Genomic DNA, 25,332 nt, shown 5'->3' with positions numbered 1-25,332 from the left:
TGGGGCGGCCCGGATCCGGGCCGGGCGATGGCGCGCTCCACGCCCTACAATCGGCGGGTCTTCCCTCGTGATCGTCCCCGGCCCGCCATGGAACTGCGCCAGCTTCGTTATTTCGTTCGCGTCGTCGAAGCCGGCAGCATCGGCCGCGCGGCCATGTCGCTGGGCATGGTGACGTCCGCGCTCAGCCAGCAGATCAGCCGGCTCGAAGGCGAACTGGCCACGCGGCTGCTGCAACGCAGCGCCAGCGGCGTGGTGCCCACCGACGCCGGGCTGGCGTTCTTCCGCCAGGCCCAGTTGGCGCTGCGCCATGCCGACGACGCGGTCCAGGCCGCGCAGCAGGCGCGCCTGGCCGGTCACGTCAGCGTCGGCCTGCCATCCACCACCGCGGCCATCCTGGGCGCGCCGTTCGTGCAGGCCATGAACCAGCGCTATCCCGATATCCGTCTGCATCTGGTGGAGGCATTGTCCGGCCATCTGGCCGACATGCTCAACGGCCGCCAGCTCGACCTGGCCATCGTGTTCCATGCCGAGGCGGCGCGCCGCTGGAGCGTTATGCCGCTGCTGGACGAACCCCTCTATCTATGCGCCCGGCGTGACATGCCGGGACTGCCCGCCGGCCCCACCACACGCCTGGACGAGATCGCCGGCCTGCCGCTGGTGCTGCCCGGCGGCCGCCACGGGCTGCGCGCCTCGGTCAACCTGGCGTTTCAGCAGGCGGGCCACGTGCCGCGGGTGGTGGCCGAGGTCGATGGCCTGGCGCTGCTGATGGACGTGGTGCAACTGGGCTACGCCGCCACCATCCAGCCCAGCTCGGCCACCGCGCGCATCGCGCCGGGCCAGTTGGCGATGGCGCGGATCGACGAGGCCGACCTGTTCCGGCCCAATCTGCTGGCCAGCCTGTCGGACGACGAACTGTCGCCGGCGGCGCTGGCTGCGCGCCTGGTGCTGGCCGACGTCTCGCGCAGGTTGGCGCGAGACGGCAAATGGGCCGTTACCGCGCTGCATGAGTCGTGAACGGGTGTCGCTTGCCGCCCATGAGCGATGCCGCGCGCAGGCGGCATACCGCTCTTCACGAATCATGAAGACCCGTTGACGGCGCGCTGATATCGCGGCGGGCGGCGCCGGCCTACAGTCCGTTCCTTGATCCGGGAACGATGACATGGTCGATGTATTGGTGATAGGCGGAGGCAATGCGGCGCTGTGCGCGGCCTTGATGGCGCGCGAGGCGGGCGCCAGCGTGTTGCTGCTGGAGGCCGCGCCGCGCGCATGGCGCGGCGGCAATTCGCAGCACACGCGCAACCTGCGCTGCATGCACGACGCGCCGCAGGACGTGCTGGTGGACGCCTATCCGGAAGAGGAATACTGGCAGGACCTGCTCAAGGTCACCGGCGGCCAGACCGACGAGAAACTGGCGCGGCTGGTGATCCGCGAGTCCGCCACCTGTCGCGACTGGATGCGGCGCCATGGCGTCAATTTCCAGCCGCCGCTGTCGGGCGCGCTGCACGTGGCCCGCACCAACGCCTTCTTCATGGGCGGCGGCAAGGCGTTGGTCAATGCCTATTACCGCAGCGCCGAGGCCCTGGGCGTGGGCATCCGCTACGACGCGCCGGTGGACGCGCTGGAACTGGAGAACGGCCGCTTCAAGGCCGCCCGCATCGGCGCCGAGCGCATCGAGGCGCGCGCCTGTGTGCTGGCGGCCGGCGGTTTCGAGTCCAACCGCGAATGGCTGCGCGAGGCCTGGGGCCGCAACGAACGCGGCGAGTGGCCGGCCGACAACTTCCTCATCCGCGGCACCCGCTACAACCAGGGCGTGCTGCTCAAGTTCATGCTGGACGCCGGCGCCGACCGCATCGGCGATCCGTCGCAGTCGCACTGCGTGGCCATCGACGCGCGCGCGCCGCTGTACGACGGCGGCATCTGCACCCGCATCGACTGCGTCTCGCTGGGCGTGGTGGTCAACCGCGACGCGCAACGCTTCTACGACGAGGGCGAGGACTTCTGGCCCAAGCGCTACGCCATCTGGGGTCGCCTGACGGCCATGCAGCCCGGGCAGATTGCCTACTCCATCATCGACGCCAAGGCCGTGGGCCGTTTCATGCCGCCGGTCTTCCCCGGCGTTACCGCAGATTCCGTGGCGGAACTGGGGCGGCGCCTGGGACTGGACCCGGTGGCGTTCGAGCACACCATCCGCGAATACAACCAGGCCTGTAGAACCGGCACCTTCGACCACACGACGCTGGACGACTGCCGCACCGAGGGCCTGGCTCCCGCCAAGACCCACTGGGCCCGGCCCATCGACACCGCGCCGTTCTACGGTTACGCGCTGCGGCCGGGCATCACCTTCACCTATCTGGGGCTGAAGGTGGACGAGACCGCCGCCGTTCGTTTCAACGGCGCGCCCAGCGACAACCTGTTCGTGGCCGGCGAGATGATGGCCGGCAACGTGCTGGGCAAGGGCTACACAGCGGGGGTGGGCATGTCCATCGGCACCGCCTTCGGCCGCATCGCCGGCGCCCGCGCCGCGGCAGCCGCCCAGCGCATGCATCGTACCCCCGGCACCCACCGCAACGGAGCACAGCATGCGGCAGCTTGAAACCCTGGCCCGCGAGGCTCAATCGTTTGCGCGGACGGCGCCGGCCATGGAGGAACGGCCGGTGCGCTGGCATGGCCGCGGCGCGGCCGCGCTCAGTCCGCAAGAAACCGAAGTGGCGCGCGTCATGCAGATCTGCAACGCCTGTCGCTACTGCGAAGGCTTCTGCGCCGTCTTTCCGGCCATGACCCGGCGCCTGGAGTTTGGCAAGGCCGACCTGAACTACCTGGCCAACCTGTGCCACAACTGCGGCGCCTGCCTGCACGCCTGCCAGTACGCGCCGCCGCACGAGTTCGCGGTGAACGTGCCGCAGGCCATGGCCAAGGTGCGATTGCAGACCTATACCGAGTACGCGTTTCCAGCGGCGCTGGGCAAACTGTACCGGCGCAACGGGCTGGCGCTGTCGCTGGCCACGGCGGCGGGGCTGGCATTGTTCCTGGCATTGACGGTGATGCTGACGGGCGGGTTGTTGCACGCGCCGATGGCCGGCAATTTCTACGCGGTGTTCCCCCACAACACGCTGGCGCTGATGTTCGGCGCGGTGTTCGGTTTCGCCATGGTGGCGCTGGCCATCGGCGCGGCGCGTTTCTGGCGCGACGTCAGCCCGGGCACGGCCAGCGGCGCGGCCGTGGCCGAGGCCGCGCACGACGCGCTGCGCCTGCGCTACCTGGATGGCGGCCATGGCAAGGGCTGCAACAACGCCGATGACGCCTTCACGCTGTGGCGCAGGCGCTTTCACCACTTCACGTTCTACGGCTTCATGCTGTGTTTTGCCGCCACCTGCGTGGCCACGCTCTACCACTACCTGCTGGGCGAACAAGCGCCATATCCGTTCTGGAGCGCGCCGGTGCTGCTGGGCACGGCGGGCGGCATCGGCCTGCTGATCGGGCCGGCGGGCCTGCTGTGGTTGAACTTGCGGCGCCATCCGCTGCAGGGCGACGCGGCGCAAAAGCCGATGGACCGCGGCTTCATCGCCTTGCTGTTGCTGACCAGCGCCACCGGCCTGGCGCTGCTGGCCGGCCGCGATACCGGCGCCATGGCCCTGCTGCTGGCGGTGCACCTGGGCGTGGTGATGGCGCTGTTCCTGACCTTGCCCTATGGCAAGTTCGCACACGGTATCTATCGCTCGGCCGCGTTGCTGAAGTGGGCGATCGAGAAGCGCCAGCCCGACAAGCTGAAGTTGGGCGCCGACTGAGCCGCGCCGCCGCCGCGGTCCCGTGGCGGTATGCGCGCATGACGGCGCCCTCGAAGGCGCCGCGATTCCAATATCCTTCAGGAGACTTGCATGTTCCCTCATCGCCTTGCCCGCGCGGCATTCGCCGCCGCCTGTCTGCTGCCGGCCCTGCCGGCCGCGCAGGCGCAGCCCTTTCCCGCCAAGCCCATCACGCTGGTCGTGCCGCATTCGGCCGGCGGCACCTCCGACATCCTGGCGCGCACGGTGGCGGCCGAAGCCGCCAGGTCGCTCGGCCAGACCATCGTGATCGACAACAAGGGCGGCGCCAACGGCACCATCGCCGCCAAGCAGGTGGCTTCGGCCGCGCCCGACGGCTACATGCTGCTGCTGGCGACCGCCAGCACCCATGGCATCAACCCGTCGCTGTACTCGCGCATTTCTTATGACGCGGTCAGGGATTTCAAGCCGGTCACGTTGCTGGCGACCGTGCCCAATGTGCTGGTGGTCGGCTCCAACGTGAAGGCCGCCAGCGTGCCGGAGCTGATCGCCTACATCAAGACGCAGGGTGATCGCATCAACATGGGTTCCGCGGGGGCGGGCACGCCCGGCCACCTTGCCGGCGAGATGTTCAAGCGCGCGGCGGCCTTGCAGTTCACGCACGTGCCGTACAAGGGAGGCAGCCCTGCCATCACCGACCTGATCGGCGGCCAGATCGACTTCATGTTCACCACCATTCCGGGCGTGCTGCCGCACGTCAAGGCCGGCACCTTGCGCGCGCTGGCGGTGACCTCGCCGCAGCGTTCACCCGCCTTGCCCGACATTCCCACGATGGCGGAGTCGGGCCTGGCGGGCTTTCAGGCCCTGTCGTGGCATGGGGTGGTGGCGCCGGCCGGGACGCCGGACGCGGTGGTGGCGCGGTTGAATGAAGCCTTGGGCGGGGCCTTGGCGGCGCCGGCGGTCAAGCAGCGCCTGATGGAGGAGGGGGCCCAGGCATCGACCCTGCACACGGCCGCCTTCGGCGCGTTCATCGACAAGGAAATCGCGGCCTGGGCGCAGGCCGTGAAGGACTCCGGCGCCACCGCGAACTGAGTGCGTTGCCGATGCGCGCCGCGCATCGGCGATGGCCGTTCAACCCGCCTGGTAGGCGTCGCACAGGGCCAGGTACTCGTCGCCGCTGATCTCCAGCGCCATGGCCGGGATCAGCACGCGCTTGCGGTCCGGCAGCGAGGTCTTCAGCTGGATCTGGCGGCCGATCGGAATGCCGACGTAGGTCTGGTTGACGTAGGTGTTCTCGTTGACCGCCTGCCAGGGAATCACCGTGCCGTCCGTCAGCCGCAGGCCGTCGCGGGTGAAGGTGATGACGGGCTTGGCGGGGCCGAAGGCGCGCATCAGGCAGCGGATCACCAGCCAGACACCGATGGCGGCGATGGCGGCGAAGAACGCCATCCCGCCGATGTTTGCGCGGGCACGCGCGGCCAGCACGCCGAACGCCACCGCGGCCACCGTCCAGATGACGGCGCCGGCGATGAGGCGGTTGCGGGAGTAGTACACGGGGCGATCGGCCAGGGTCTGGGCTTGGTGCGAGGCGGAGCTGTAGATTTCCATGTTCGGGTTGCGTGCAAAGGATGAGGGGGCCGCCACGCGGGCGGGATTTCGGAGTCAGGCAGGCAGGTAGTGCCGCAGGCAGGCCAACAGCACCGGCTCGTTGTCGATGCCGGAGCGGTCGATCCTGTGGGTCTTGCCGCGCGCGACGACGATCAGCGTCTCGTCGGTTTCCATGCCTTCGCTGTCGGATTGGGTGCGGATGGTGTCGATGCTTGCCCACGGGATCTGCTGTCCCTTGTGCACCAGGCCGGCGGCGTTCATGCCCACGGCGCCGAAGGCGACGGTGGCGCCGGCGTCGATGCGGCGCCTGGCATCGGCTTCGAGATTGCCGCCCACGCGCGCCTCCAGCAGGTCCAGCAGCGCATCGGCATCGCCCCAGATGGCCAGGCGCAGCCGCAGGCGTCGGCCGTCGGCCAGCGTGAGCAGCAGATGGTCGCGATTGTGGCGATGACGCATCGAGGCGATGTCGGCATAGGGTACCGCCAGGGGACCCAGGCGCAGCGCCCGCTCGTCCAGCGTCAGCGCGGCGGGCGCGCGCCACCACGCGACCAGGTCCGAACCCCGCCACAGCAGGTAGCCCACGGTCGGCAAGGTCAGGAAGAAGACCAGCCACATGGCGCGATAGCGCAGCATCTCGACCAGCAGGCGGCGCGGCAGCAGCCAGATGTCAATGGCCGCCAGCAATTGCGCGGAGAACAGATACAGCAGCGCCGCCGCGCCCAGGTAGCAACCCAGCGCGTAGCGCGGCAGAATACGGGGAAATGAAGCCGTCATGGAAACCGGCCGCGACGCGGCACCGTTCTGGAATTTGAAGGCTTGGCACTCTAAGGCGATGTCCGGCGAGGCGGGGTTTCCAACTGTATCAATATTGCGGATTTCATGTCGCCATCAGCTTGCCCAGCGTCGCCATGCCCTGTTCCATCGCGTCGCTCCAGGGATGTCCGCAGTTCAGCCGCAGGTAGTTGCCGAACGCGCCGGAGGACGAGAACAGCGGCCCGGGCGCGATGCTGATGCCGTGGTCGAGCGCCGCGCGATGCAGTCGCAGGGTGTCGATGCGCGCGGGCAGTTCGACCCAGGTGAAGTAGCCGCCGAGCGGCCGCGTGGCGCGCGTGCCCTTGGGAAAGTAGCGCGCCACCGCCTGCAGCATCTCGCCCTGCTGCAAGGCCAGCGTCTGGCGGAACTGGCGCAGGTGGCGGTCGTAGCCGCCCTGCGACAGGTAGGCGGCAATCGCCGCCTGCGTCGGCGCGGCGGTGGCCAGGCTGGTGGTGAGCTTGTTGCGCATGATGGCGCGGGTGTAGCGTCCGGCCGCGACCCAGCCGACCCGGTAGCCCGGCGCCAGCGTCTTCGAGAAGGACGAGCAGTGCATCACCACGCCCTCGTGATCGAAGGCCTTGGCGGGCCGCGGCCGATTGGCGCCGAAGTACAGTTCGCCGTACACGTCGTCCTCGATCAGCGCGACGCCATGGCGCGTCAGCAGCTCGACCAAGGCTTCTTTCTTGGCCTCGGGCATCAGGCTGCCCAGCGGGTTCTGGAAGGTCGTCATCAGCCAGCAGGCGCGCGGCTGGTGTTGCTGGATGGCCCGTTCCAGCGCCTGCAGGTCGATACCCTCGCGCGGATGCGTCGCCACTTCGATCGCGTGCAGCTGGTTGCGTTCGAGCGACTGCAAGGCGGCGTAGAAGGTGGGCGATTCCACGATTACGGCGTCGCCGGGCCGGGTGACCGCGCTCAGGCACAGGTTGAGCGCGTCGAGCGCGCCGTTGGTGATGATGATGTCGTCCACCGGCACCGTCAGCCCGTCGGCCAGGTAGCGCAGGGCGATGGCGCGGCGCAGGGCGGCGTCGCCGGGGCTGAGGTCGTCGATGGAACCCCACGGGTCCAGCTGCTGCACGGTGGCGGCCATGAATTTCGCCAGCCTGCCGTACGGCAGCAGCGACGGGCTGGGAAACGCCGAACCGAACGGCAGCATGTCGCGCCGCAGGGTGGCGTTGAGCACCTGCAGCACGTTGTCGCTGACGTCCACCGGATGGCGGCCGGCGGCGGCGCTGGACAGATCTTCGGGCTCGGGCAGGCTGGCCTGCGAGGCGCGCAGCACGTAGTAGCCGGAACGGTCGCGCGCGCGGATCAGCCCACGCGCTTCCAGCAGGTAGTAGGCCTTGAACACCGTCGACGGACTGACGCCGCGGCTGGCGCTGGTCTGGCGCACCGAGGGCAGGCGGTCGCCCGCCTGCAGCAGCCCTGACAGGATCGAGGCGGTGATCTCTTCGGTCAGCCGTTCGTAGCGTTTCATGAGGGGATCCGGAGAAGACGGCGTTTCAGGTTGACATGCCGAGGGCGCGCATCACCAGCCGCAACGCGCCGGCGGCTAGGCCCAGCGACGCCACACCGCCGGCCCAGATCAACAGCAGCCACAGCAGCCGGCTGCGCCAGGAGGGCAGGGAGCTCGGCGCGGCCATCAGTGAAACGCCTCGCCGGTGCGCACCTTGCCGCGGAACACGTAGTAGGACCAGGCGGTGTACATCAGGATAATCGGAATGATGGCGAGCGCGCCGACCAGCGCGAAGCCCAGGCTCTGCGGCGGCGCGGCCGCGGTCCAGATCGACACGTCCGGCGGAATCACGGCGGGCCAGATGCTGATGCCCAGGCCGCTGTAGCCCAGGAACACCAGGCACAGCGCCAGCACGAACGGCCCGGCGTCCGGCTTGCCGCGCACGCGCCGCATCAGGTCGATACCGGCGGCCGCCACCAGCAGCGGCACCGGCAGGAACCAGAACATGTTGGGCAGGCTGAACCAGCGCTGCGCGATATGCGGCTGCGCCAGCGGCGTCCACGCGCTGATCGCGGCGATCACGGCCAACAGCGCCAGCGTCAGCGGCCGCGCCAGCGCGCACATGTGGCGATGCAGGCGGCCCTCGGTCTTCATGATGAGCCAGGTGCAGCCCAGCAGCGCATACGCCACCACCAGGCCCGCGCCGGTGAACAGCGAGAACGGGCTGATCCAGTCCCACGGTCCGCCCTGGTAGGCGCGCTCGACCACCGGGATGCCCTCGATGTAGGCGCCCAGCGTCACGCCCTGGAAGAAGGTGGCGCAGAGCGAGCCCAGCACGAAGGCGCGGTCCCACAGCGGGCGGTGGCGCGGGTCGGCCTTGAAGCGGAACTCGAAGGCCACGCCGCGGAAGATCAGCCCCAGCAGCATGAACACCAGCGGCAGGTGCAGCGCGCTCAGGATCACCGAGTAGGCCAGCGGAAACGCGGCCAGCAGCCCCGCGCCGCCCAGCACCAGCCAGGTCTCGTTGCCGTCCCACACGGGCGCCACGGTGTTGACCATGGCGTCGCGTTCCTCGGCGTCGCCGACCAGCGGAAAGAGGATGCCGATGCCCAGGTCGAAGCCGTCCATCACCACGTACATCATCACGCCGAACAGGATGATGACGGCCCATATCAGTGCAAGGTCGATGCCCATGGTGTCAGGCTCCTTTGAATCCAGGTTGCGCGGACGGGGCGTCCGCCGAGGTGGAGGCGGCCGACAGCGGCCGCGACGGCTGGCGCGGTTCGCCCGGGCCGCCGGACAGCGGCGCATGGCCGGGCGCCGGGGTCGGGCCCATGCGGATCAGGCGCAGCATGTACGACACGCCCGCGCCGAACACGAACAGGTACACCACCACGAACAGCGCCAGCGTCAGCGTCAATTCGCCCAGGCCGTGGCGGGTGGCGGCGTCGGCCGTGCGCATCACGCCGTAGACGATCCATGGCTGGCGGCCGATCTCGGTCACGTACCAGCCGGCCATGATCGCCACCAGGCCGGAGGGCCCCATCCACAGCGCGAAGCGTTGCAGCGCGCGCGACTGGTACAGGCGGCCGCGCCAGCGCGCCCACAGCGCCCAGCCGGCTAGCAGGATCATCAGCATGCCCAGCCCCGCCATCATGCGGAACGACCAGAACACCACGGTGGCGTTGGGCCGGTCCTCGGGCGGATACGACTTCAGTCCGGGGAACTGGCCGTCCCAGCTGTGCGTGAGGATCAGGCTGCCCAGGCGCGGCACGTTGAGCGCGTAGCGGGTCTCTTCGCGTTCCATGTCGGGGATGCCGAACAGCGTCAGCGGCACGCCCGCGCCCGGCTCGTTTTCCCAATGGCCTTCGATCGCGGCGATCTTGGCGGGCTGGTGCTTGAGCGTGTTCAGGCCGTGGAAATCGCCCACCACCGCCTGCAGCGGCGCCGAGATCGCCAGCATGGCCATCGCCATCGCGAACATCTTTTTCACCGCCGGGCTGCGGTCGCCGCGCAGCAGGTGCCAGGCGCCGGACGCGCCCACCATCAGCGCGGTGGCCAGGAACGCGGCGATGCCCATGTGCGCCAGGCGGTAGGGGAACGAGGGGTTGAAGATCACCGCCAGCCAGTCGGTCGGCACCACCCGGCCGTCCAGGATCTCGTAGCCCGCGGGAGTCTGCATCCAGCTGTTGGAGGCCAGGATCCAGGTGGCCGATACCAGCGTGCCCAGCGCCACCATGATGGTCGAGAAGAAGTGCAGCCCCGGGCCCACGCGCGACCAGCCGAACAGCATCACGCCGAGAAAGCCCGCTTCAAGAAAGAATGCGGTCAGCACTTCGTAGGCCAGCAGGGGCCCGGTGACACTGCCGGCGAAATCGGAGAAGAAGCTCCAGTTGGTGCCGAACTGGTACGCCATCACCAGGCCGGACACCACGCCCATGCCGAAATTGACGGCGAAGATCTTGGTCCAGAAGTGGTAGAGGTCGCGGTAGACGGTGTTGCGGGTGCGCAGCCAGCAGCCTTCGAGCACGGCCAGGTAGCTGGCCAGGCCGATGGTGATGGCCGGAAAGATGATGTGAAAGGAAATGGTGAATCCGAACTGTATTCGGGCAAGCAGTAGCGCGTCGCTATCCATGGCGGGTGATTCCTGACTTCAAGGCCCGCGCGATCCTGCCGCCACCGGGCGGCGCGCGCGGACAGGCCGATGCCTGTAGCGCCAAGATAGGCCGGTGGCGCTGCGCAGTACAGATTCAGAAACGTCAGGAAAAAGCGGATCAGTTTGCTGGCCTTCCGCAAGCGGCATGCCTCTCGCCATAGGGAAAACTGGCTCTTCGCAAGAAAAGGGCCAGATCCCGTCGTTACAAAAAAAGCAGCACAGCGAAAGCGCTGTGCTGCCTGATCCTGCCGTCATGGCGGGGCAAGGGTGGATGCCGGCCCCGGCCGGGTTCAGGCGCGCGCGGCCTCGTCGATCAGCGCCGCGACCTCCTGTGCACGGGAGGCCAGCGACGCGTGGCTGGCGTCCAGCTTCAGCACCTTGCGCGGCTGCATCCGGGCCGACATCCTTTCCTGGTTCGCCGGGGCGATCATGCGGTCCTCGGTGGACAACTGATACCACGACGGCTTGTGGCGCCAGGCGGGGTCGCTGACCTGGTCGGCAAAGGTGCTGGCCAGCGGCGCCTTCTGCGTCACCGCCATGACCAGCGCGTCGTCGGCATCCAGGTCCTGGCAGAAGCTCTCGTGGAATTTATCGGCGCGCAGCCATAGATAGCCATCGCTGTCGGGCGCCAGGTTGGGTGCCGCGACGGGCGGATGCTGTTCGGTGATGCCGCCAGGGCTTTCGCCGGCATCGGGCGCGAACGCGGCAATGTAGACCAGCCCGGTCACGTTGGGCTGGTTGCCCGCTTCGGAGATGACCGCGCCGCCGTAGGAGTGGCCCACCAGCAGCACCGGGCCCGCCTGTTGCGCAACCATCTTGCGGGTGCGTTCGGCGTCGTCGGCCAGCGAGGTGAGCGGCAGTTCCACCGCGTGCAGATCCTTGTGTCCCAGTTTGGCCAGGGCCAGGATGACCCGGCTCCAGTGGGCGGCGCCGCCCCAGAATCCATGCGCCAGAATGATGGTCGGTGTGCTGCCCATGGTGGATCTCCCGAAGTAGAGGAGCCACGATCATGCTACGGCGCGGGGCGCCCCGTCACGGGATTTCGCGCGTTTGTTATCGATGGATACCACTATGTCGATTGTGAGGCTGGCAGGCGTTGAGCGTATGGTCAGGGCGTTGCCAGCGCCCGCCGCTGCACCCGCTGGCTCAGCCACACGCTGCCCACCACGATCACCATCCCCGCCATTTGCGCCGCGCTCAGGCGTTGGTCGAGCAAGGCCCAGCCCAGCAGAACGGCCGATACCGGGCTCAGGAAGCCCAGCGACGACACCACCGCGGGTTCCAGCCGCGCCAATCCCCGGAACCAGATCACATAGGTCAGCGCCGCGCCGATGAGCCCCAGATAGGCAATGCCCAGCACATTCAGCGTGGTCACCGGCGGCAGCGCCGGCTCGGCCAGCAAGGCGACGGGCAGGAGCAGCGCGCCGCCGGCGGTCAATTGCCAGGAGGTGAAGGCCAGCGCCGACACCGGCGGCTGCCAGCGGCGGCTCAGCACGGTGCCCAGCGCCATCGACGCGGCGCTGGCCAGGCCTGCGGCCACGCCCACCGGATCCAGCGCCGCCTTGGGGCCCAGCACCAGCAGCGCCACGCCGCCGATGCCGGCCAGCGCCGCCAGCACCGCCAGGCCGCGCACGGGCGTACCCAGCAGGGCGCGCGCCAGCAGGATCACGATGAGCGGCTGGATCGCGCCCAGCGTCGCCGCCACGCCGCCCGGCAGGCGGTAGGCGGCCACGAACAGCAGCGCCCAGAAGATGGAGAAGTTCAGCGCGCCCAGGATCGCGCTGCGCAGCCACCAGATGCCGTGCGGGATCTGGCGCACCGCCAGCAGCAGCAGGAGGCCGGCGGGCAGGGCGCGCAGCATCGCCACGGTCAGGGGATAGCCCTGCGGCAGCATCAGGGTGGTGACGACGTAGGTGCTGCCCCAGATGGCGGGGGCGGTGGCGGTCAGAAGCAGGTCGGTGCTGCGGCTCATTGCGGGTTCCTGGTGGCCGTCGGTCGCCACGATGGCCGGCCGACGACTTCGAAACCGACAGGCTAATTGATTAGCGCCGATACGATAATATCCATTCTGATGGTGACATCATTCACTGCTGGTAAACAATAAACGGCCCGTTCATGGACCACCTCACCGCGCTCAGGGTCTTTCGCCACGTGGTCGAGCAAGGCGGCTTCGCCGCGGCCTCGCGCCAGCTCGGGCTGTCGCCCGCCGCCGTCAGCAAGAACATCGCCGAACTGGAGGCGCATGTGGCGGTGCGCCTGCTGAACCGCACCACCCGCCGCATGAGCCTGACCGAGGCGGGGAGGCAGTACTACGAGCAGGTCGCGCGCATCCTCGACGACCTGCACGATGCCGACATGTCGATGGGGCCGCTGCAGCAGGAACCCACTGGCACGCTGCGGGTCAGCGCGCCCATGTCCCTGAGCCTGACGCTGCTGGCGACCGCCATGCCGCGTTTCCTGGCGCGCCATCCGCGCCTGTCGCTGGACCTGCACCTGGAGGATCGCCGCATCGACCTGATCCGGGAAGGCTTCGACGTGGCCATCCGCGGCAGCGACAGGCTGGAGGAATCCAGCCTGGTGGCGCGCAAGCTGATGACGCTGGAGCATGTGCTGTGCGGCGCGCCGGCCTACCTGCGCCAACATGGCGAGCCACAGGCGCCCGCCGACCTGCGGCGCCTGGAATGCGTGCGTTTCACCCTGTCGGGGCATGCCGACGAATGGACCTTCCAGCGCGCCGGCCAGGTCGAACGCGTGCAGGTGCGCGGGCGCTACAAGGTCAATTCCAGCCTGGCGGTGCGCGACGCGTTGCGCGCCGGCCTGGGCGTGAGCCTGGTGCCGCGGGTCTACGTGCAGGCCGACCTGGAGATCGGCGCCTTGCGCCAGGTGCTGACGGATTGGACGCCGGTGGAGACGGACGTGTACGTGGTGTATCCGTCGCGGCGCCACATGGTGGCGAAAGTGCGGGCGCTGGTGGACTTCCTGGTCGAGGAACTGGCGCCGCCGGCGGCCTGAACCGCCGGCGGCGCCGCAGCGCGCGATCCGCGTCAATACATGTGCTGTCCGCCGTTCATGGCGACATTGCTTCCCGTCATGAACGCCGCCGCATCGCTGCAGATGAACGCCACCAGCGCGGCGATTTCGTCGGGCTGGCCCAGCCGGCCCAGCGGAATCTGCGGCAGGATCTTCTCCTTGAGCACGTCTTCCGGCACGGCCTCGACCATGCGCGTGGCCAGGTAGCCCGGCGACACCGTGTTGACCGTGACGCCCTTCCTGGCCAGTTCCAGCGCCAGCGATTTGGTGAAGCCGTGGATGCCGGCCTTGGACGCGGCGTAGTTGGTCTGCCCGAAGGCACCCTTGGAGCCATTCACCGACGAGATGTTGACGATGCGTCCCCAGCCGCGGTCGGCCATCGGCCCGCACAGGGGCTGCGTCATGTTGAATATCGAATCGAGGTTGCTGCGCAGCACGTCGTTCCAGTTCTCGTAGCTCATCTTGCGCAGGCTGGCGTCGCGCGTGATGCCGGCATTGTTGACCAGGATGTCGATCTGGCGGCCGTCGTCGGCCAGGCGCCGCGCCAGCGCCTGGCAGGCGTCGTAGTCGGCCACGTCGACCTTGACCATGTCGTAGCGGCGGCCGGCGGCCGCCTCCTCGTCGAGCCATTCGCGCGTGGCCGCTTCGCTGGAGTGGCACGTGACGATGACGTCGTGGCCGGCATCGAGCAGGGCCCGGGCGATGGCGCGGCCCAGGCACCCGGTGCCGCCGGTGACGAGCGCGGTGCGTTTAGTCGCCATGGCGCGCTCCGAACTGGCTCGCTTCGCGCATGGCCGAGCAGGCCGAGGTCATCTGGTCGCAATACGACGACCACATGCGCGTCAGCGGCGAATCGGCCAGGCCGCCGCTGGCCGCCGCCGAGGCGTTGCGCAGCCAGCCGCTGACGGCCTCGCTGACGCCGGCGGCCAGCGCCGCCTGGTCTTCCAGCGCGGCATGGGTGATGGCCTGGCTGGCTTCGAGTTGGCACTGCCATTGCTTGCGCGTGACCTCGCCCAGCGCGGGGGCGATGTTCTGCCAGTTGCCGTCGAGCTTGAGCGGCGCCAGCGTCGACAGGTACTGGCCGGTGCCGTCGCTGGTCAGGCGCTGGCCCAGCTGCAGCCAGCGCTGCTGGCTTTCACGCGCCAGTTCAGCCAGGCGCTGGCAGTAGGCGGCGTTGGCGCCCGCGAGGTCCTGGGGCGTGGAAGCGGTGGTCTTCCCGGTGGTCTTCTTCATGATGCGTCCTTTTAAGAGAGTGGTAAGGGGCAACGAATGCACAGGCCTCACGCCATCTGGCTGAGGGTCTTGCGGAAACGGGTCAACGAGAAGGCGAACAGGACGCTGCCGATCAGCGCCAGCGCCAGGAACGGTTGCCATACGACGCCCAGGCCGGCGCCGCGAAAGAGAATCGCCTGGCCGAGTTCCACGAAATGGGTGGTGGGGGCGGCCAGCATGATGTTCTGCACGAAGTCCGGCATGCTTTCGCGCGGCGTGGTGCCGCCGGACAGCATCTGCAGCGGCAGCAGCACCAGGACCAGCAGCATGCCGAACTGCGGCATGCTGCGCGCCAGGGTGGCCATGAAGATGCCCATGGAGGTGGTCGCGAACAGGTGCAGCGCCACCCCGGCCAGGAACAACGCCACCGATCCCTCGACCGGCACGTGCAGCAGGCCACGCACGACGAATGTCAACGATAGCCCAGCCGACACCAGGACCACCAGCCCCATGGACCAGACTTTCGCCAGCATGATCTCGGTCGGTGTTACAGGCATGACCAGCAGGTGCTCGATGGTGCCGTGCTCGCGCTCGCGGATCAGCGCCGCGCCCGTCAGGATGATGGACAGCATCGTGACGTTGTTGATGATCTCCATCAGGCTGCCGAACCAGGCCTGCGTCAGGTTGGGGTTGAAGCGCATGCGCACCGCCAGGTCCACCGGCAGCTCGGTCGGCTTGCGGTAGCGTTTGACGAATTCGTTGATCTCGTCGGTGATGATCTGCTGGATGTAGCTGCTGCCGGTGAACGCCTGGCTCATGCGGGTGGCGTCCACGTTCAGCTGGATCTCGGCCGGCCTGCCGGCCAGCACGTCGCGCTGGAAGTTCGGCGGCACGTTGACCACGAAGGTGTAGCGCCCGGCGTCCATGCCGGCGTCGGCCTCGGCCGACGTGACCATCGCCGGCCGGGTGAAGTGCGGCGGGTAGAACGCCGAGGTGATGCGGGCGGACAGCGGCGAGACGTCCTCGTCCACCACCGCGATGGCCGCGTTGTGCAGCGACTCGGGCACGGCGGTCGCGGCCGTGTAGATCATCAGCGTGAACGACACGAAGATCAGCACCAGCATCATCGGGTCGCGCGCCAGGCTCCACAGTTCCTTGACGCCCAGGCGGAAGATATTGGCGGCATGTCGCGGCATGGTTCAGGTCTCCTGCTTTTTCAGAAGCAGCGCCGAGGCGCCCAGGATCACCGGAATGGCGATCAGCAGCGGCCAGAACGAACCCTGCAGGTTGGAGAAATCCAGCGCCTTGCTGAACACGCCGCGGCTGATCGTGAGCATGTGGGTGGCGGGGTAGACCTGGCCGATCAGCTTGCCGGCGCCTTCCAGCGAGGACACCGGATTGAGCAGGCCGGCGAACTGCACCGCCGGCACCAGCGTGCCGATCATGGTGAAGAACAGCGCCGCGATCTGGCTGCGGGTGAAGGTCGAGGCCAGCAGGCCGATGGCGGTGGCCACCACGTTGTAGATCAGCGCGGCCGCCAGCAGCGTGGTGAAGCTGCCGGTGATCGGCACGCCGAACAGCGTCACCGCCAGCAGCGTCATCAACAGGAAGTTCAGCATCGCCAGCGCCACATAGGGCGCCTGCTTGCCCAGCAGGAATTCCAGCCGCGTCACCGGCGTGACGTACAGATTGATGATCGAGCCCAGCTCCTTCTCGCGCACCACCGCCAGCGCGGTCAGCATGGCCGGCATCATCAGCAGCAACAGCGGGATCACGGCCGGCACCATGGCCGGCAGGCTGCGCACGTCGGGGTTGTAGCGAAAGCGCGTCTCGATGCCGACCGCCTGCGTGGCGGCGGCGCCCAGCCGTTCGCGCGCCTGCTGCTGCAGCCAGCCCTGGTGCATGCCGAGCACGTAGCCGCGGATGGTCTCGGCGCGCTGCGGCATGGCGCCGTCGATCCAGACGCCGACCTGCGCGTTGCGGCCGCGCTCGGCGTCGCGCGCGAACCCCTGCGGAATCTCGATCGCCAGCGACAGCTCGCCGCTGCGCATGCGCGCGTCCATGTCCTGGTAGCTGCTGATCGGCGGCTGCTCGATGAAGTAGCGCGAGCCCGCCAGGTTCAGGCTGTAGTTCTGGCTCAGCGTGGTCTGGTCGCGGTCCATGACCGCGTAGCGCAGGTCTTCCACGTCCAGGCTGATGCCAAAGCCCATCACGAACATCAGCAGCAGCGAACCGGCCAGCGCCAGGGTGGCGCGCACTGGGTCGCGGCGCAGCTCCAGCGCCTCGCGCCACATGTAGCTGAACATGCGCTGCATGCTGAAGCCGCGCGGCTCGTGCGCGGCTACCGGCGGCTGCGCGACAGGCGCCTGCTCAACATCCCGCGCCGCGTCGGGTGCCGTGCCCGCGCCCGCATCGACCAGGTAGGCGATGAAGGCTTCCTCCAGCGTCTTGGCGCCGCGCATCCGGGTGATCTCGTCGGGCGAGGCGCTCACCAGCACCTTGCCCGCGTGCATCAGCGACATGCGGTCGCAGCGCTGCGCCTCGTTCATGAAGTGCGTCGAGATGAAGATGGTGACCTGGTCCTGCCGCGCCAGCGCGATCAGCAGGCGCCAGAAGTTGTCGCGCGCCACCGGGTCCACGCCCGAGGTCGGCTCATCCAGGATCAGCAGTTCAGGCTTGTGCACCATGGCCACCGCCAGCGACAGGCGCTGGCGCACGCCCATCGGCAGGTTCTCGGGCAGTTCCTCCAGCGCATCGCCCAGGCCGAAGCGCGCCGCCATCTCGGCGACGCGGCCGGGGATGTCGGCCTCGGGCACATGGAACAGCCGCGCGTGCAGCACCAGGTTCTGCCGCACGGTCAGTTCGCCATAGAGCGAAAACGCCTGCGACATGTAGCCGACGCGGCGGCGCGTGTCGATGTTGCGCGGGTCGACTTCGGCGCCGAACAGCCAGGCCTTGCCTTCGCTGGCCGGCAGCAGGCCCGTCAGCATCTTCATGGTGGTCGACTTGCCGCAGCCGTTGGATCCGAGAAAGCCGAAGATCTCGCCCTTGCGGATGCGGAAATTGACATGGTCCACCGCGACGAAGTCGCCGAAGCGCATGGTCAGGTCGCGCGCCTCGATGGCGATGGTGGCGTCTTCGTCCAGCGCCAGCGGCGTGATCTCGACGGGTTGGTGGCCGCGCCGCTTTTCCTCGGGCAGCAGCGCGATGAAGGCGGCTTCCAGCGAGCCGGTGCCGGTGCGCTGGCGCAGTTCGTCAGGGGTGCCGGTAGCCAGCACGCGGCCTTCGTCCATGGCGATGAGCCAGTCGAAGCGCTGGGCCTCGTCCATGTAGGCGGTGGCGACGATCACGCTCATGCCCGGGCGCTCGCGCCGGATCTGGTTGATCAGGTCCCAGAACTGCGCCCGCGCCAGCGGGTCGACGCCGGTGGTGGGCTCGTCCAGGATCAGCAGGTCGGGATCGTGGATCAGCGCGCAGCACAGGCCCAGCTTCTGCTTCATGCCGCCGGACAGCTTGCCCGCCGGGCGCGACAGGAACGATGCCATGCCGGTGCTGCGGGTCAGGCTGTCGATGCGGCGGCGGCGCTCGGCCTCGCCATGGCCGAACAGGCGGCCGAAGAATTGCAGGTTCTCTTCCACCGACAGGGTGGGGTAGAGATTCTTGCCCAGGCCCTGCGGCATGTAGGCGATGCGCGGGCAGACGTCGTCCCGATGGCGCTTGCTGGCCATGTCGCCGCCCAGCACCTCGATCGTGCCCTCCTGCACCGCGCGCGATCCGGCGATCAGCGCCAGCAGGCTGGACTTGCCCACGCCGTCCGGCCCGATCAGGCCGATCATGCGGCCGGCGGCAATGTCGAGCGTGATGCCATCCAGCGCCAGCGTCCTGCCGTAGCGCAGCGACACCCCCGACAGCTTGACCACCGGGGCGGGGGAGGCCGTCGTGGTCGCGGTCATTACGGCACCTTGACTTCAAGGTTGGCGGGCCATTGCGCGTCGGCGTCCAGCTTCAGCCAGGCCACGCCCGGCAGGCCGGTCTTGACCTGGCGCAGATGCTGGCGCAGCAGCTCGGGCGCGATCTGCGCCTTGACGCGGAACATCAGCTTCTGGCGCTCGGTGGCCGTCTCGACCGTCTTGGGCGTGAATTGCGCGGTGCTGGCCACGAACGACACCTTGGCCGGAATCACATACTGCGGCGCCGCGTCCAGCACGATGCGCACGTCCTGGCCCAGGGCGACGCGGCCGGCCGCCTGCTCCGGCAGGAAGAAGGTCATGTAGACATCGGCCAGGTCGACCATGTTCAGCACCTTGCCGCCCGCGCCCAGCACTTCGCCGGCCTGCGCCACGCGGTACTGCACGCGGCCGTCGCGCGGGGCGCGCAGTTCGCTGTCGGCGATGTCGGCCTCGATGCGGGCGATGGTGGCCAGCGCGGCGTTGACTGCGGACTGGGCGCCAACCTGGGCGGCCTTGGCGGCGTCGATGGCGGCCTGTGCCGCCTTGACCTGGGCGCGCCCGGCGTTGACGGCGGCCTGCGCGCTGCGCACCCGGGCGCGGTCGTCGTCCAGCTCCTGGATCGACGAGGCGCCTTCGCGCGACAGCGTCTCGGAACGCGCCAGGCGGCGGCGCGCCGCGTCCAGCTCGCTTTCGCGCTGCACCACCACGGCCTCGGCGGCCAGCTTGTCGCTTTCGCGTTGCGCCACCTGCGCGCCGGCGCTGGCGGCATTGTTGACGGCCTGCTGGTGCTGGGCGCGGGCTTCCTCGCGCTGCGCCTGCAGCGTGTCGATCTGCATGCGGGCCAGCGGCTGGCCGGCGCTGACGAAATCGCCTTCGGCCACCAGCACGTCCTGCACCCGCCCGGCCAGCTTGGTGGCGACGTCGACCTCGGTGGCTTCGATGCGGCCGTTGCCGCTGACGAAGCCCGCGCCCGGGCCGGTGTCGGACAGCATGCGCCAGCCGTAGTAGCCGGCGGCCGCCACGGCCACGATCGCGAGCAGGGGAATCAGTTTTCGGGTGGACAGCTTCATGATGCGGATCCTGTGTTGAGCGGCGCGGGAGCGGCGGGGGCGGGCTGGGCTCCGGGTGGGGCGGGCGGCGCGGCGCGCGCCTGCGTGCCCCCGCCCAGCGCGGCGTACAGGCCGACACGGGCCGACAGCAGCGCGCGGCGGGTCTGCACCAGCGTCTGCTGGGCGGCCAAGAGGTCGCGCTGCGCGTCCAGTACCTCCAGATAGGGCGAGGCGCCGTGGTCGTAGCGCAGCTTGGCCAGCCGCGCGCGTTCGCTCTGCGCGTCCACGGTGGCGCGCAATACCTGCACCTGTTCGGCCAGCCAGCGGCGCGCCGACAGGGCGTCCGCGACATCCTTGAAGGCGCCCTGGATGGCGCGTTCATAGCTGGCCACGGCCTGGTCACGCCGCACCTCGGCCAGGTCGAGGTTGGCGCCGCGGCGTCCCGCGTCGAAGATCGGCAGGTTGATGCTGGGCGCGAAATTCCAGGCGCGGCTGCCGCCGCCGAACAGGCCGTCCAGTTCGGCGCTGGCGCTGCCGAACGCGCCCGTCAGCGTGATGCGCGGAAAGAAGGCGGCGCGCGCCGCGCCGATGTTGGCGTTGGCGGCACGCAGCTGGTGTTCGGCGGCGACGATGTCGGGCCGATTGGTCAGCAGGTCCGACGGCAGCCCGGCCGGCAGGTCGCGCATGACGCTGTCGTCGTCCAGGCCGGCGCGCGGCAGCGGCTGCGCCAGCGGCTGGCCGGTCAGCAGTTCCAGCGCATGGGCCTGCGTGGCGCGGGCCTGTTCCAGGTCGGCGCCAAGCGCGCGCGCCTGTTGCCAGAGCGTCTCGACCTGGGTCAGGTCCAGCTTCGAGATCGAGCCTACCTCATAGCGCCGGCGGAAGATGCGCAGCGACTCCTCGCGCGAGGCGATGGTGGCGCGCGTCAGCGCCAGCCGCTCATCCAGTTCGCGCAGCGTCAGGTAGCTGTCGGCCACTTGCGCAATCAGGCTCAGCGTGGCGGCTTCGGCGGCGGCGTCCGAGGCCAGGTAGTTCTCCAGCGCGGCGTCCTTGAGGCTGCGCACGCGGCCCCAGAAGTCCAGTTCCCAGGCCGCCATGCCCACGCCGACCTGGTACTGGCTGGCCACCTGCGGCTGGCCGGTGAGGTTCAGGTCGCCGGGCGTGCGGCCGCGGCTGCCGTCCGCCTGCGCGCCGATCGTGGGGAACTGGTCGGCGCGCTGGATGCCGTAGAGGGCCCGCGCTTCCTCGACCCGCAACAGGGCCGTGCGCAGGTCGCGGTTGTGCGCCAGGGCGTCGCCGATCAGGCCTTGCAGCACGGGATCGGTGAAGTAGCCGCGCCAGTCGACCCGCGCCGCGCTTGGCAGCGAGGCGTCGGGCGCGGCGGCCTGGCCGGGATAGACGGCCGCCACTGGCGCCGTGGGCCGGACGTATTGCGGCGCCATCGACACGCAGCCTTGCGCCAGCAGTACGGCCAGGGCGGCCGGCGCCAGCCGGGCGGCGCGCCATCGCGCAAGGGGACGGCGGGTCATGCTCATTGCTCCATCACATAGGTGCCGGGCGCGTCGCCCAGCGCGGGGTAGCCCTTGCGCGCGGCGCCCATCGAGGGGGGGCTGGCCGGCTTGCCGGACAGCCCGTCCAGCCAGGCGCGCCAGTGCGGCCACCAGGAACCGTCGTGCGGCGTGGCCGCCGCCAGCCAGGCGTCCGGGGCCAGCGCCGGCTGACCCGCCGCGCGCAGCAGGCTGCGAAAGCGCCGCCGCGGATGGCCCGGTTCGCTGACGATGCCGGCGTTGTGACCGCCGCTGGTCAGCACGAAGGTCAGCGCGGCAGGCGACAGTTCGTGCAGCTTGTAGACCGAACGCCATGGCGCCACATGATCGGTCTCGGTGCCGACGCAGAAGGTCGGCAGGCGCAGGTCCTGCAGCCGCACCGGGCGGCCGTCCACGGCGTAGCGGCCGGCGGCCAGGTCGTTGTCCAGGTACAGGTGGCGCAGGTATTGGCCGTGCATGCGCGCCGGCATGCGGGTGGCGTCGGCGTTCCAGGCCTGCAGGTCGTTCATGGGGCGGCGCTGGCCCAGCAGGTATTCCGAGGTCATGCGCGACCACACCAGCTGCTGCGCGCGCAGCAACTGGAACGCGCCGCTCATCTGCCGCGCCGGGAAATAGCCCAGCGCCGCCATCTCGGCCTCCATCAGCGCGACCTGGAACGCGTCGATGAACAGGCCCAGCTCGCCAGGCTCGCTGAAGTCGGTTTGCGCCGCCAGCAGGCTCAGGCTGGCCAGCCGCGAGTCGCCGTCGCGCGCCATGGCGCTGGCGGCCATGGCCAGCAGCGTGCCGCCCAGGCAGTATCCCGCCGCGTGCACCGCCGCGCCGGGCACGATCGCCGCGATCGCTTGCAACGGCTCGCGCACACCCAGGCGCAGGTAATCGTCCAGCCCCAGGTCGCGGTCGGCGGCCGTGGGGTTTTTCCACGACACGCAGAACACCGTATAGCCCTGGCCGACGAGATAGCGGATCAGCGAGTTGTGCGGCGACAGATCCAGCACGTAGTACTTCATGATCCAGGCCGGAACGATGAAGATCGGCTCGGGCCGCACCTGGCGGGTCGCGGGCCGGTACTGGATCAGTTCGGCCAGCGGATTGCGCAGCACGACCTTGCCGGGCGTGACCGCCACCTCGTGGCCGGGACGGAACTGTTCGGCGCCGGCCGGCGGCAGGCCGCCCAGCTGGCGCAGCCCGTCTTCCCAGGCGGCCTGCGCGCCGCGCAACAGATTGGCGCCGCCTTCTCGCAAGGTCTGGCGCAGCACCAGCGGATTGGTGCATGGGTTGTTGTCCGGGGCCCACCACTCCAGCCATTGGCGCACCATGAACGCGGCCAGGTCGCGCTGGTGGCGATCCGCCAGCGGCAGGGCGCGGACGTAGGCGTCCCAGTTGCGCTGGGCCTGCTGGAAGCCTTGGCTCCACAGGGCATAGGGCCATTGGCGCCAGGCGTCGTCATCGAACCGGCCCGCGCGCAGCGCGGTCTGCGGGGGGGCTGGCGGGTTCCGTTTCGGCATGATGGCTCCAGGGCGCGCGGGCGGCGGGAATGCCGCTCGCGAGGCCGGATCGTCGCGCATCCGGGCTTGTGGCCCGGTGTCGGACCAATCCGACTCAAACGTCTTGAAAGCATTGTGCCGCCGCGGTGGTGATCAATCCTTGATCAGAATCAAGTTAGCGACTGACTGGTCGGTTTTTAATGGTGCTGTTGGCGGGCGGCGGCGCTGCCCGCCAATCCGCAATGGGAGCAGGGGTGATGAGTTCGCAACGTCAGCGTCTCCCTCCTACCGTGCGCGTCGGGCAGATCCTCGATGCCGCGCTGCAGGAGTTCTCGGCCGCCGGCTACACCGGCGCCCGGATGGATGACATCGCCTTGCGCGCCGGTCTGTCCAAAGGCGGCCTGTACGCGCATTTCGCCAGCAAGGAGGAAGTCTTCGAGGCGCTGCTGGCGCGCTACCTTTGCCCACCGCGGCTCGACGCCCGCGCCCTGGTCGAGGGCTCGGCCACGCCGCGCCACCTGGCCGAACGCCTCGTCAACCATCTCTATGCCAGCCTGGCCAATCCGGCCATGATCAGCGCCATGCGCCTGCTGCTGGCCGAAAGCCTGCGCGTGCCGCACCTGGCGCGGCGCTGGCGCGAACAGACCGCCGACGCGCACCAGGCCGACATCGCCCAGCTGCTGGAGCTGGCCCGCGCGCGCGGCCTGTGCGGCGATGGCGCCGCGCTGCGGCATCCCTGGCTGCTGCTGTCGCCGGTGGTCCACGCCATCTTCATGGCGATCCTGCTGGGCCCGGACGAGCGCCTGAACCTGCCGCAGCGGCGCGAAGCGCACGTGGCGCTGATCTGCGGTTTGCTGTAGCCGCGCGCCTGCCTTCGGCGGCGGCGTCGCCGTGGATGCGCGGGGCCGCGCCGCCCTGTATCCTTGCGACACCCCCATGACTGACGCTGCGAGGAAGATGTGCCCACCTCAGGAATGACGGTCCGCGTGCCGTCCTGGCGCTATTTCCCGGTGGCACTGGCCCTGGTGCTGCCGGTGCTCGGTTGCATCGGCTGGACCTGGTTGCACGCGCTGAGCACCGAGCGCGCCGAAGCCGCCACGGCGGGCCGGATCGTGCGAGTGCAGACCGGCCAGATCATGGCTCGCGCCCTCGACATCCTGCCGCGGGTCACGGCCCTGTCCGCGCAGTCCTGCCAGACGGCGCGTCCCGACCTGTACCGCTGGGGCACGCTCAATCCGTATTTCCGCTCGTTGTTGCTGGTCAAGCGCGAGCACATCTATTGCTCGTCGGCCTTGGGCGAGGTGGACTACGAGACTGGCGCGTTCCACCGCTGGCCGGTCGGCGCGCCGCCGACACAGTGGTTCGTCAGCGTGTCCGGCACGCCCCTGGCGCCCGACCGCCCGGCCTTGCTGCTGGGCATGGCGGGCGAGGACGGCCGCGGCGGCGTGGTGGTGGTCGACGGCCGCTACGTGCAGGACCTGCTCAACGCGGTGTCGTCGCTGGGGGCCTACCAGCTCGAAGTGACGCTGGGCCGGGGCGCGCCCATCCGCAACGATGCCTGGGGCACGGCGGCGGCCGAGAGCCTGTTTGAGTCGACCGAGGCGGTTGCCGGCCGCGGCGACCTGGTCATCAGGGTGATGGCGCCGTCCGAAACCGTGGTGCGCGCCTGGCAGCAGCTGCTGGTCACCTATCTGCCCGTGGCGATGCTGTGCGGGGCGTTGCTGGCCTTCGGCGCCTACCGCCTGCAAGTGAACCGGCAGTCGTTCAAGGAGCAATTGCGCCGCGCCATGGACGCCGATGAGCTGCACGTCGAATACCAGCCGGTCTACGGCAAGGCCACCGGTCGCTGCGAAGGCGCCGAGGCCTTGATGCGCTGGACCCGGCCGGGCGTGGGGCCGGTGCGGCCCGACATCTTCATCGCGGCGGCCGAGGCCGAAAACATGATCGTGCCGCTCACGCAACACTTGCTCAAGCTGATCCAGCGCGACATGCAGGCCTGGAACACGCCGCCCGATTTCCATATCGCCGTGAACGTGGCGCCGGAACATCTGTCGAGTCCCGCGCTGGTCGCGGACATCCAGGCCTTTCGCGGCGCGATCCGGCCGTCCTTGATGGTGCTGGAAATCACCGAACGCAGCCTGATCTCCGACAATGGCCAGGCCCGCCGCAATATCGACGCGCTGCGCGCGCAGGGCGTTTTCGTCGCGATCGACGATTTCGGCACGGGACATTGTTCGCTGTCGTACCTGCAGATGTTCCCGGTCGACTATCTCAAGATCGACAAGGGCTTCGTGCAGGCCATCCAGGACAACGGCGAGGAAGCGCCGGTGCTGGACGTGATCATCACGCTATCGCATCGCCTGGGCCTGGCGGTCGTGGCCGAGGGGGTGGAAACCCCTGGACAATTCACTTACCTGACCGAGCGCGGCGTGGCATTCATCCAGGGCTACCTGTTCGCGCGGCCCATGCGGTCGGCCGACTTCGTGCGCTGGTATGCCGACAAAGCGGCCGAGCCACCGGTGCCGGCCACGCTTCGGGGCTGAGCGCGGCGCGCTCACTCCATGGCCTGCGCGGGCCGCCCGGACGCCGATATCTGCCAGGGCTTGCGGCGATCCTTTTCGTCCGCCGCCTCCGAAGCCGTTCCGGTCCGGGGCAATGGGCCCCGGTCACAACAGGCGCATGCCGCCCCGTCGCGCACGGACGGGAAGCCCAGCCTTGGCAAGGTCGGCAATGAAAAGCGCTGGCCCAGTGACCAGACGCTGGCGGTGCGCA

General features: G+C 69.4%; 22 protein-coding genes. 7 read left to right on the top strand and 15 right to left on the bottom strand.

Annotated features, from left to right (window positions below):
* Positions 1-87 precede the first annotated feature (87 nt).
* The 4 genes from ACVN9Z_RS03975 to ACVN9Z_RS03960 all read left to right on the top strand — a co-directional run bounded on the left by ACVN9Z_RS03975 (position 88) and on the right by ACVN9Z_RS03960 (position 4,853).
* Entirely contained in the window at positions 88-1,014 is a 927-nt protein-coding gene (locus tag ACVN9Z_RS03975) for a LysR family transcriptional regulator (RefSeq protein ID WP_054505298.1), read from the top strand.
* A 145-nt stretch (positions 1,015-1,159) separates the two neighbouring features.
* Positions 1,160-2,593: an FAD-dependent tricarballylate dehydrogenase TcuA gene (gene tcuA, locus ACVN9Z_RS03970; RefSeq protein ID WP_020926245.1), complete on the top strand. Its 1,434-nt coding sequence runs from the start codon at positions 1,160-1,162 to the stop codon at positions 2,591-2,593.
* Positions 2,580-3,785 (top strand): tricarballylate utilization 4Fe-4S protein TcuB, encoded by a 1,206-nt coding sequence (gene tcuB / locus ACVN9Z_RS03965; protein ID WP_006385813.1) that lies wholly within the window; start codon positions 2,580-2,582, stop codon positions 3,783-3,785. The genes tcuA and tcuB overlap by 14 nt, the downstream gene beginning before the upstream one ends.
* 90 nt (positions 3,786-3,875) lie before the next feature.
* Positions 3,876-4,853: a Bug family tripartite tricarboxylate transporter substrate binding protein gene (locus tag ACVN9Z_RS03960; RefSeq protein WP_024070460.1), complete on the top strand. Its 978-nt coding sequence runs from the start codon at positions 3,876-3,878 to the stop codon at positions 4,851-4,853.
* 39 nt (positions 4,854-4,892) lie between these two features.
* On the opposite strand, the gene ACVN9Z_RS03955 is transcribed toward ACVN9Z_RS03960, so the two are convergent.
* The 8 genes from ACVN9Z_RS03955 to ACVN9Z_RS03920 all read right to left on the bottom strand — a co-directional run bounded on the left by ACVN9Z_RS03955 (position 4,893) and on the right by ACVN9Z_RS03920 (position 12,263).
* Positions 4,893-5,369 (bottom strand): hypothetical protein, encoded by a 477-nt coding sequence (locus ACVN9Z_RS03955; RefSeq protein ID WP_024070459.1) that lies wholly within the window; start codon positions 5,367-5,369, stop codon positions 4,893-4,895.
* A 54-nt stretch (positions 5,370-5,423) separates the two neighbouring features.
* Positions 5,424-6,143 carry a hypothetical protein gene (locus tag ACVN9Z_RS03950; RefSeq protein ID WP_054484752.1) on the bottom strand — a complete coding sequence of 240 codons (720 nt, stop codon included), beginning with the start codon at positions 6,141-6,143 and terminating at the stop codon, positions 5,424-5,426.
* A gap of 103 nt (positions 6,144-6,246) precedes the next feature.
* On the bottom strand, positions 6,247-7,656 hold the full coding sequence (locus ACVN9Z_RS03945; protein ID WP_020926248.1) for an aminotransferase-like domain-containing protein: 1,410 nt from the start codon (positions 7,654-7,656) through the stop codon (positions 6,247-6,249).
* 25 nt (positions 7,657-7,681) lie between these two features.
* Positions 7,682-7,822, bottom strand: coding sequence for a DUF2474 family protein (locus ACVN9Z_RS03940; protein ID WP_020926249.1), 141 nt, complete (start codon positions 7,820-7,822; stop codon positions 7,682-7,684).
* Complete coding sequence (gene cydB / locus ACVN9Z_RS03935; protein WP_006385823.1) at positions 7,822-8,829, bottom strand: cytochrome d ubiquinol oxidase subunit II; 1,008 nt, start codon at positions 8,827-8,829, stop codon at positions 7,822-7,824. The genes ACVN9Z_RS03940 and cydB overlap by 1 nt, the downstream gene beginning before the upstream one ends.
* A 4-nt stretch (positions 8,830-8,833) precedes the next feature.
* Positions 8,834-10,270 carry a cytochrome ubiquinol oxidase subunit I gene (locus ACVN9Z_RS03930; RefSeq protein ID WP_054448326.1) on the bottom strand — a complete coding sequence of 479 codons (1,437 nt, stop codon included), beginning with the start codon at positions 10,268-10,270 and terminating at the stop codon, positions 8,834-8,836.
* Between the two features lie 311 nt (positions 10,271-10,581).
* Positions 10,582-11,268: an alpha/beta hydrolase gene (locus ACVN9Z_RS03925; protein ID WP_020926251.1), complete on the bottom strand. Its 687-nt coding sequence runs from the start codon at positions 11,266-11,268 to the stop codon at positions 10,582-10,584.
* Positions 11,269-11,399: 131 nt separating this feature from the next.
* Positions 11,400-12,263 carry an EamA family transporter gene (locus ACVN9Z_RS03920; RefSeq protein ID WP_020926252.1) on the bottom strand — a complete coding sequence of 288 codons (864 nt, stop codon included), beginning with the start codon at positions 12,261-12,263 and terminating at the stop codon, positions 11,400-11,402.
* 143 nt (positions 12,264-12,406) lie between these two features.
* Here ACVN9Z_RS03920 and ACVN9Z_RS03915 point away from each other — a divergent pair, with 143 nt between their 5' ends.
* A complete protein-coding gene (locus tag ACVN9Z_RS03915; RefSeq protein WP_458213143.1) occupies positions 12,407-13,303 on the top strand; it encodes a LysR family transcriptional regulator in 897 nt (298 codons plus the stop codon).
* Positions 13,304-13,335: 32 nt separating this feature from the next.
* On the opposite strand, the gene phbB is transcribed toward ACVN9Z_RS03915, so the two are convergent.
* Genes phbB through ACVN9Z_RS03880 form a run of 7 tightly spaced genes read right to left on the bottom strand, consistent with a single transcriptional unit; the run spans position 13,336 to position 22,581 of the window.
* The gene (gene phbB / locus ACVN9Z_RS03910; protein ID WP_458213142.1) at positions 13,336-14,082 is read right to left on the bottom strand and encodes an acetoacetyl-CoA reductase; all 747 of its coding nucleotides are present in this window, start codon (positions 14,080-14,082) and stop codon (positions 13,336-13,338) included.
* Positions 14,072-14,554, bottom strand: a complete 483-nt coding sequence (locus ACVN9Z_RS03905; RefSeq protein WP_458213141.1) for a hypothetical protein — start codon at positions 14,552-14,554, stop codon at positions 14,072-14,074. The genes phbB and ACVN9Z_RS03905 overlap by 11 nt, the downstream gene beginning before the upstream one ends.
* Before the next feature lie 47 nt (positions 14,555-14,601).
* The gene (locus ACVN9Z_RS03900; RefSeq protein ID WP_024070454.1) at positions 14,602-15,729 is read right to left on the bottom strand and encodes an ABC transporter permease; all 1,128 of its coding nucleotides are present in this window, start codon (positions 15,727-15,729) and stop codon (positions 14,602-14,604) included.
* Positions 15,730-15,732: 3 nt separating this feature from the next.
* Positions 15,733-18,486, bottom strand: coding sequence for a ribosome-associated ATPase/putative transporter RbbA (gene rbbA, locus ACVN9Z_RS03895; protein ID WP_458213140.1), 2,754 nt, complete (start codon positions 18,484-18,486; stop codon positions 15,733-15,735).
* Positions 18,486-19,553 (bottom strand): HlyD family secretion protein, encoded by a 1,068-nt coding sequence (locus ACVN9Z_RS03890; protein WP_006385833.1) that lies wholly within the window; start codon positions 19,551-19,553, stop codon positions 18,486-18,488. The genes rbbA and ACVN9Z_RS03890 overlap by 1 nt, the downstream gene beginning before the upstream one ends.
* Positions 19,550-21,058, bottom strand: coding sequence for an efflux transporter outer membrane subunit (locus ACVN9Z_RS03885; protein ID WP_458213139.1), 1,509 nt, complete (start codon positions 21,056-21,058; stop codon positions 19,550-19,552). Before ACVN9Z_RS03885 ends, ACVN9Z_RS03890 begins: the two co-directional genes overlap by 4 nt.
* Before the next feature lie 2 nt (positions 21,059-21,060).
* Positions 21,061-22,581: a PHA/PHB synthase family protein gene (locus ACVN9Z_RS03880; protein ID WP_458213138.1), complete on the bottom strand. Its 1,521-nt coding sequence runs from the start codon at positions 22,579-22,581 to the stop codon at positions 21,061-21,063.
* Between the two features lie 236 nt (positions 22,582-22,817).
* Between ACVN9Z_RS03880 and ACVN9Z_RS03875 the strand changes: the two genes are divergently transcribed.
* Both ACVN9Z_RS03875 and ACVN9Z_RS03870 read left to right on the top strand, forming a co-directional pair.
* A complete protein-coding gene (locus ACVN9Z_RS03875) occupies positions 22,818-23,420 on the top strand; it encodes a TetR/AcrR family transcriptional regulator (protein ID WP_047991908.1) in 603 nt (200 codons plus the stop codon).
* A 99-nt stretch (positions 23,421-23,519) separates the two neighbouring features.
* Positions 23,520-25,103: an EAL domain-containing protein gene (locus ACVN9Z_RS03870; RefSeq protein WP_232295998.1), complete on the top strand. Its 1,584-nt coding sequence runs from the start codon at positions 23,520-23,522 to the stop codon at positions 25,101-25,103.
* Positions 25,104-25,332: the final 229 nt, after the last annotated feature.

It is taken from the genome of Achromobacter sp. KK8 (assembly GCF_054188005.1).
Note: the sequence above shows the minus strand (reverse complement) of the source record. Positions and strands in the feature narration are given on the sequence as shown.

What these genes read in the sequence shown, in the direction of transcription:
- ACVN9Z_RS03955 (WP_024070459.1), bottom strand. Translation starts at nt 5,369, where the DNA reads ATGGAAATCTACAGCTCCGCCTCGCACCAAGCCCAGACCCTGGCCGAT.
- ACVN9Z_RS03875 (WP_047991908.1), top strand. Translation starts at nt 22,818, where the DNA reads ATGAGTTCGCAACGTCAGCGTCTCCCTCCTACCGTGCGCGTCGGGCAG.
- ACVN9Z_RS03940 (WP_020926249.1), bottom strand. Translation starts at nt 7,822, where the DNA reads ATGGCCGCGCCGAGCTCCCTGCCCTCCTGGCGCAGCCGGCTGCTGTGG.
- tcuA (WP_020926245.1), top strand. Translation starts at nt 1,160, where the DNA reads ATGGTCGATGTATTGGTGATAGGCGGAGGCAATGCGGCGCTGTGCGCG.
- tcuB (WP_006385813.1), top strand. Translation starts at nt 2,580, where the DNA reads ATGCGGCAGCTTGAAACCCTGGCCCGCGAGGCTCAATCGTTTGCGCGG.
- ACVN9Z_RS03880 (WP_458213138.1), bottom strand. Translation starts at nt 22,581, where the DNA reads ATGCCGAAACGGAACCCGCCAGCCCCCCCGCAGACCGCGCTGCGCGCG.
- ACVN9Z_RS03975 (WP_054505298.1), top strand. Translation starts at nt 88, where the DNA reads ATGGAACTGCGCCAGCTTCGTTATTTCGTTCGCGTCGTCGAAGCCGGC.
- ACVN9Z_RS03900 (WP_024070454.1), bottom strand. Translation starts at nt 15,729, where the DNA reads ATGCCGCGACATGCCGCCAATATCTTCCGCCTGGGCGTCAAGGAACTG.
- cydB (WP_006385823.1), bottom strand. Translation starts at nt 8,829, where the DNA reads ATGGGCATCGACCTTGCACTGATATGGGCCGTCATCATCCTGTTCGGC.
- ACVN9Z_RS03905 (WP_458213141.1), bottom strand. Translation starts at nt 14,554, where the DNA reads ATGAAGAAGACCACCGGGAAGACCACCGCTTCCACGCCCCAGGACCTC.
- ACVN9Z_RS03925 (WP_020926251.1), bottom strand. Translation starts at nt 11,268, where the DNA reads ATGGGCAGCACACCGACCATCATTCTGGCGCATGGATTCTGGGGCGGC.
- ACVN9Z_RS03930 (WP_054448326.1), bottom strand. Translation starts at nt 10,270, where the DNA reads ATGGATAGCGACGCGCTACTGCTTGCCCGAATACAGTTCGGATTCACC.
- ACVN9Z_RS03915 (WP_458213143.1), top strand. Translation starts at nt 12,407, where the DNA reads ATGGACCACCTCACCGCGCTCAGGGTCTTTCGCCACGTGGTCGAGCAA.
- ACVN9Z_RS03890 (WP_006385833.1), bottom strand. Translation starts at nt 19,553, where the DNA reads ATGAAGCTGTCCACCCGAAAACTGATTCCCCTGCTCGCGATCGTGGCC.
- ACVN9Z_RS03960 (WP_024070460.1), top strand. Translation starts at nt 3,876, where the DNA reads ATGTTCCCTCATCGCCTTGCCCGCGCGGCATTCGCCGCCGCCTGTCTG.
- phbB (WP_458213142.1), bottom strand. Translation starts at nt 14,082, where the DNA reads ATGGCGACTAAACGCACCGCGCTCGTCACCGGCGGCACCGGGTGCCTG.
- ACVN9Z_RS03920 (WP_020926252.1), bottom strand. Translation starts at nt 12,263, where the DNA reads ATGAGCCGCAGCACCGACCTGCTTCTGACCGCCACCGCCCCCGCCATC.
- rbbA (WP_458213140.1), bottom strand. Translation starts at nt 18,486, where the DNA reads ATGACCGCGACCACGACGGCCTCCCCCGCCCCGGTGGTCAAGCTGTCG.
- ACVN9Z_RS03945 (WP_020926248.1), bottom strand. Translation starts at nt 7,656, where the DNA reads ATGAAACGCTACGAACGGCTGACCGAAGAGATCACCGCCTCGATCCTG.
- ACVN9Z_RS03885 (WP_458213139.1), bottom strand. Translation starts at nt 21,058, where the DNA reads ATGACCCGCCGTCCCCTTGCGCGATGGCGCGCCGCCCGGCTGGCGCCG.
- ACVN9Z_RS03950 (WP_054484752.1), bottom strand. Translation starts at nt 6,143, where the DNA reads ATGACGGCTTCATTTCCCCGTATTCTGCCGCGCTACGCGCTGGGTTGC.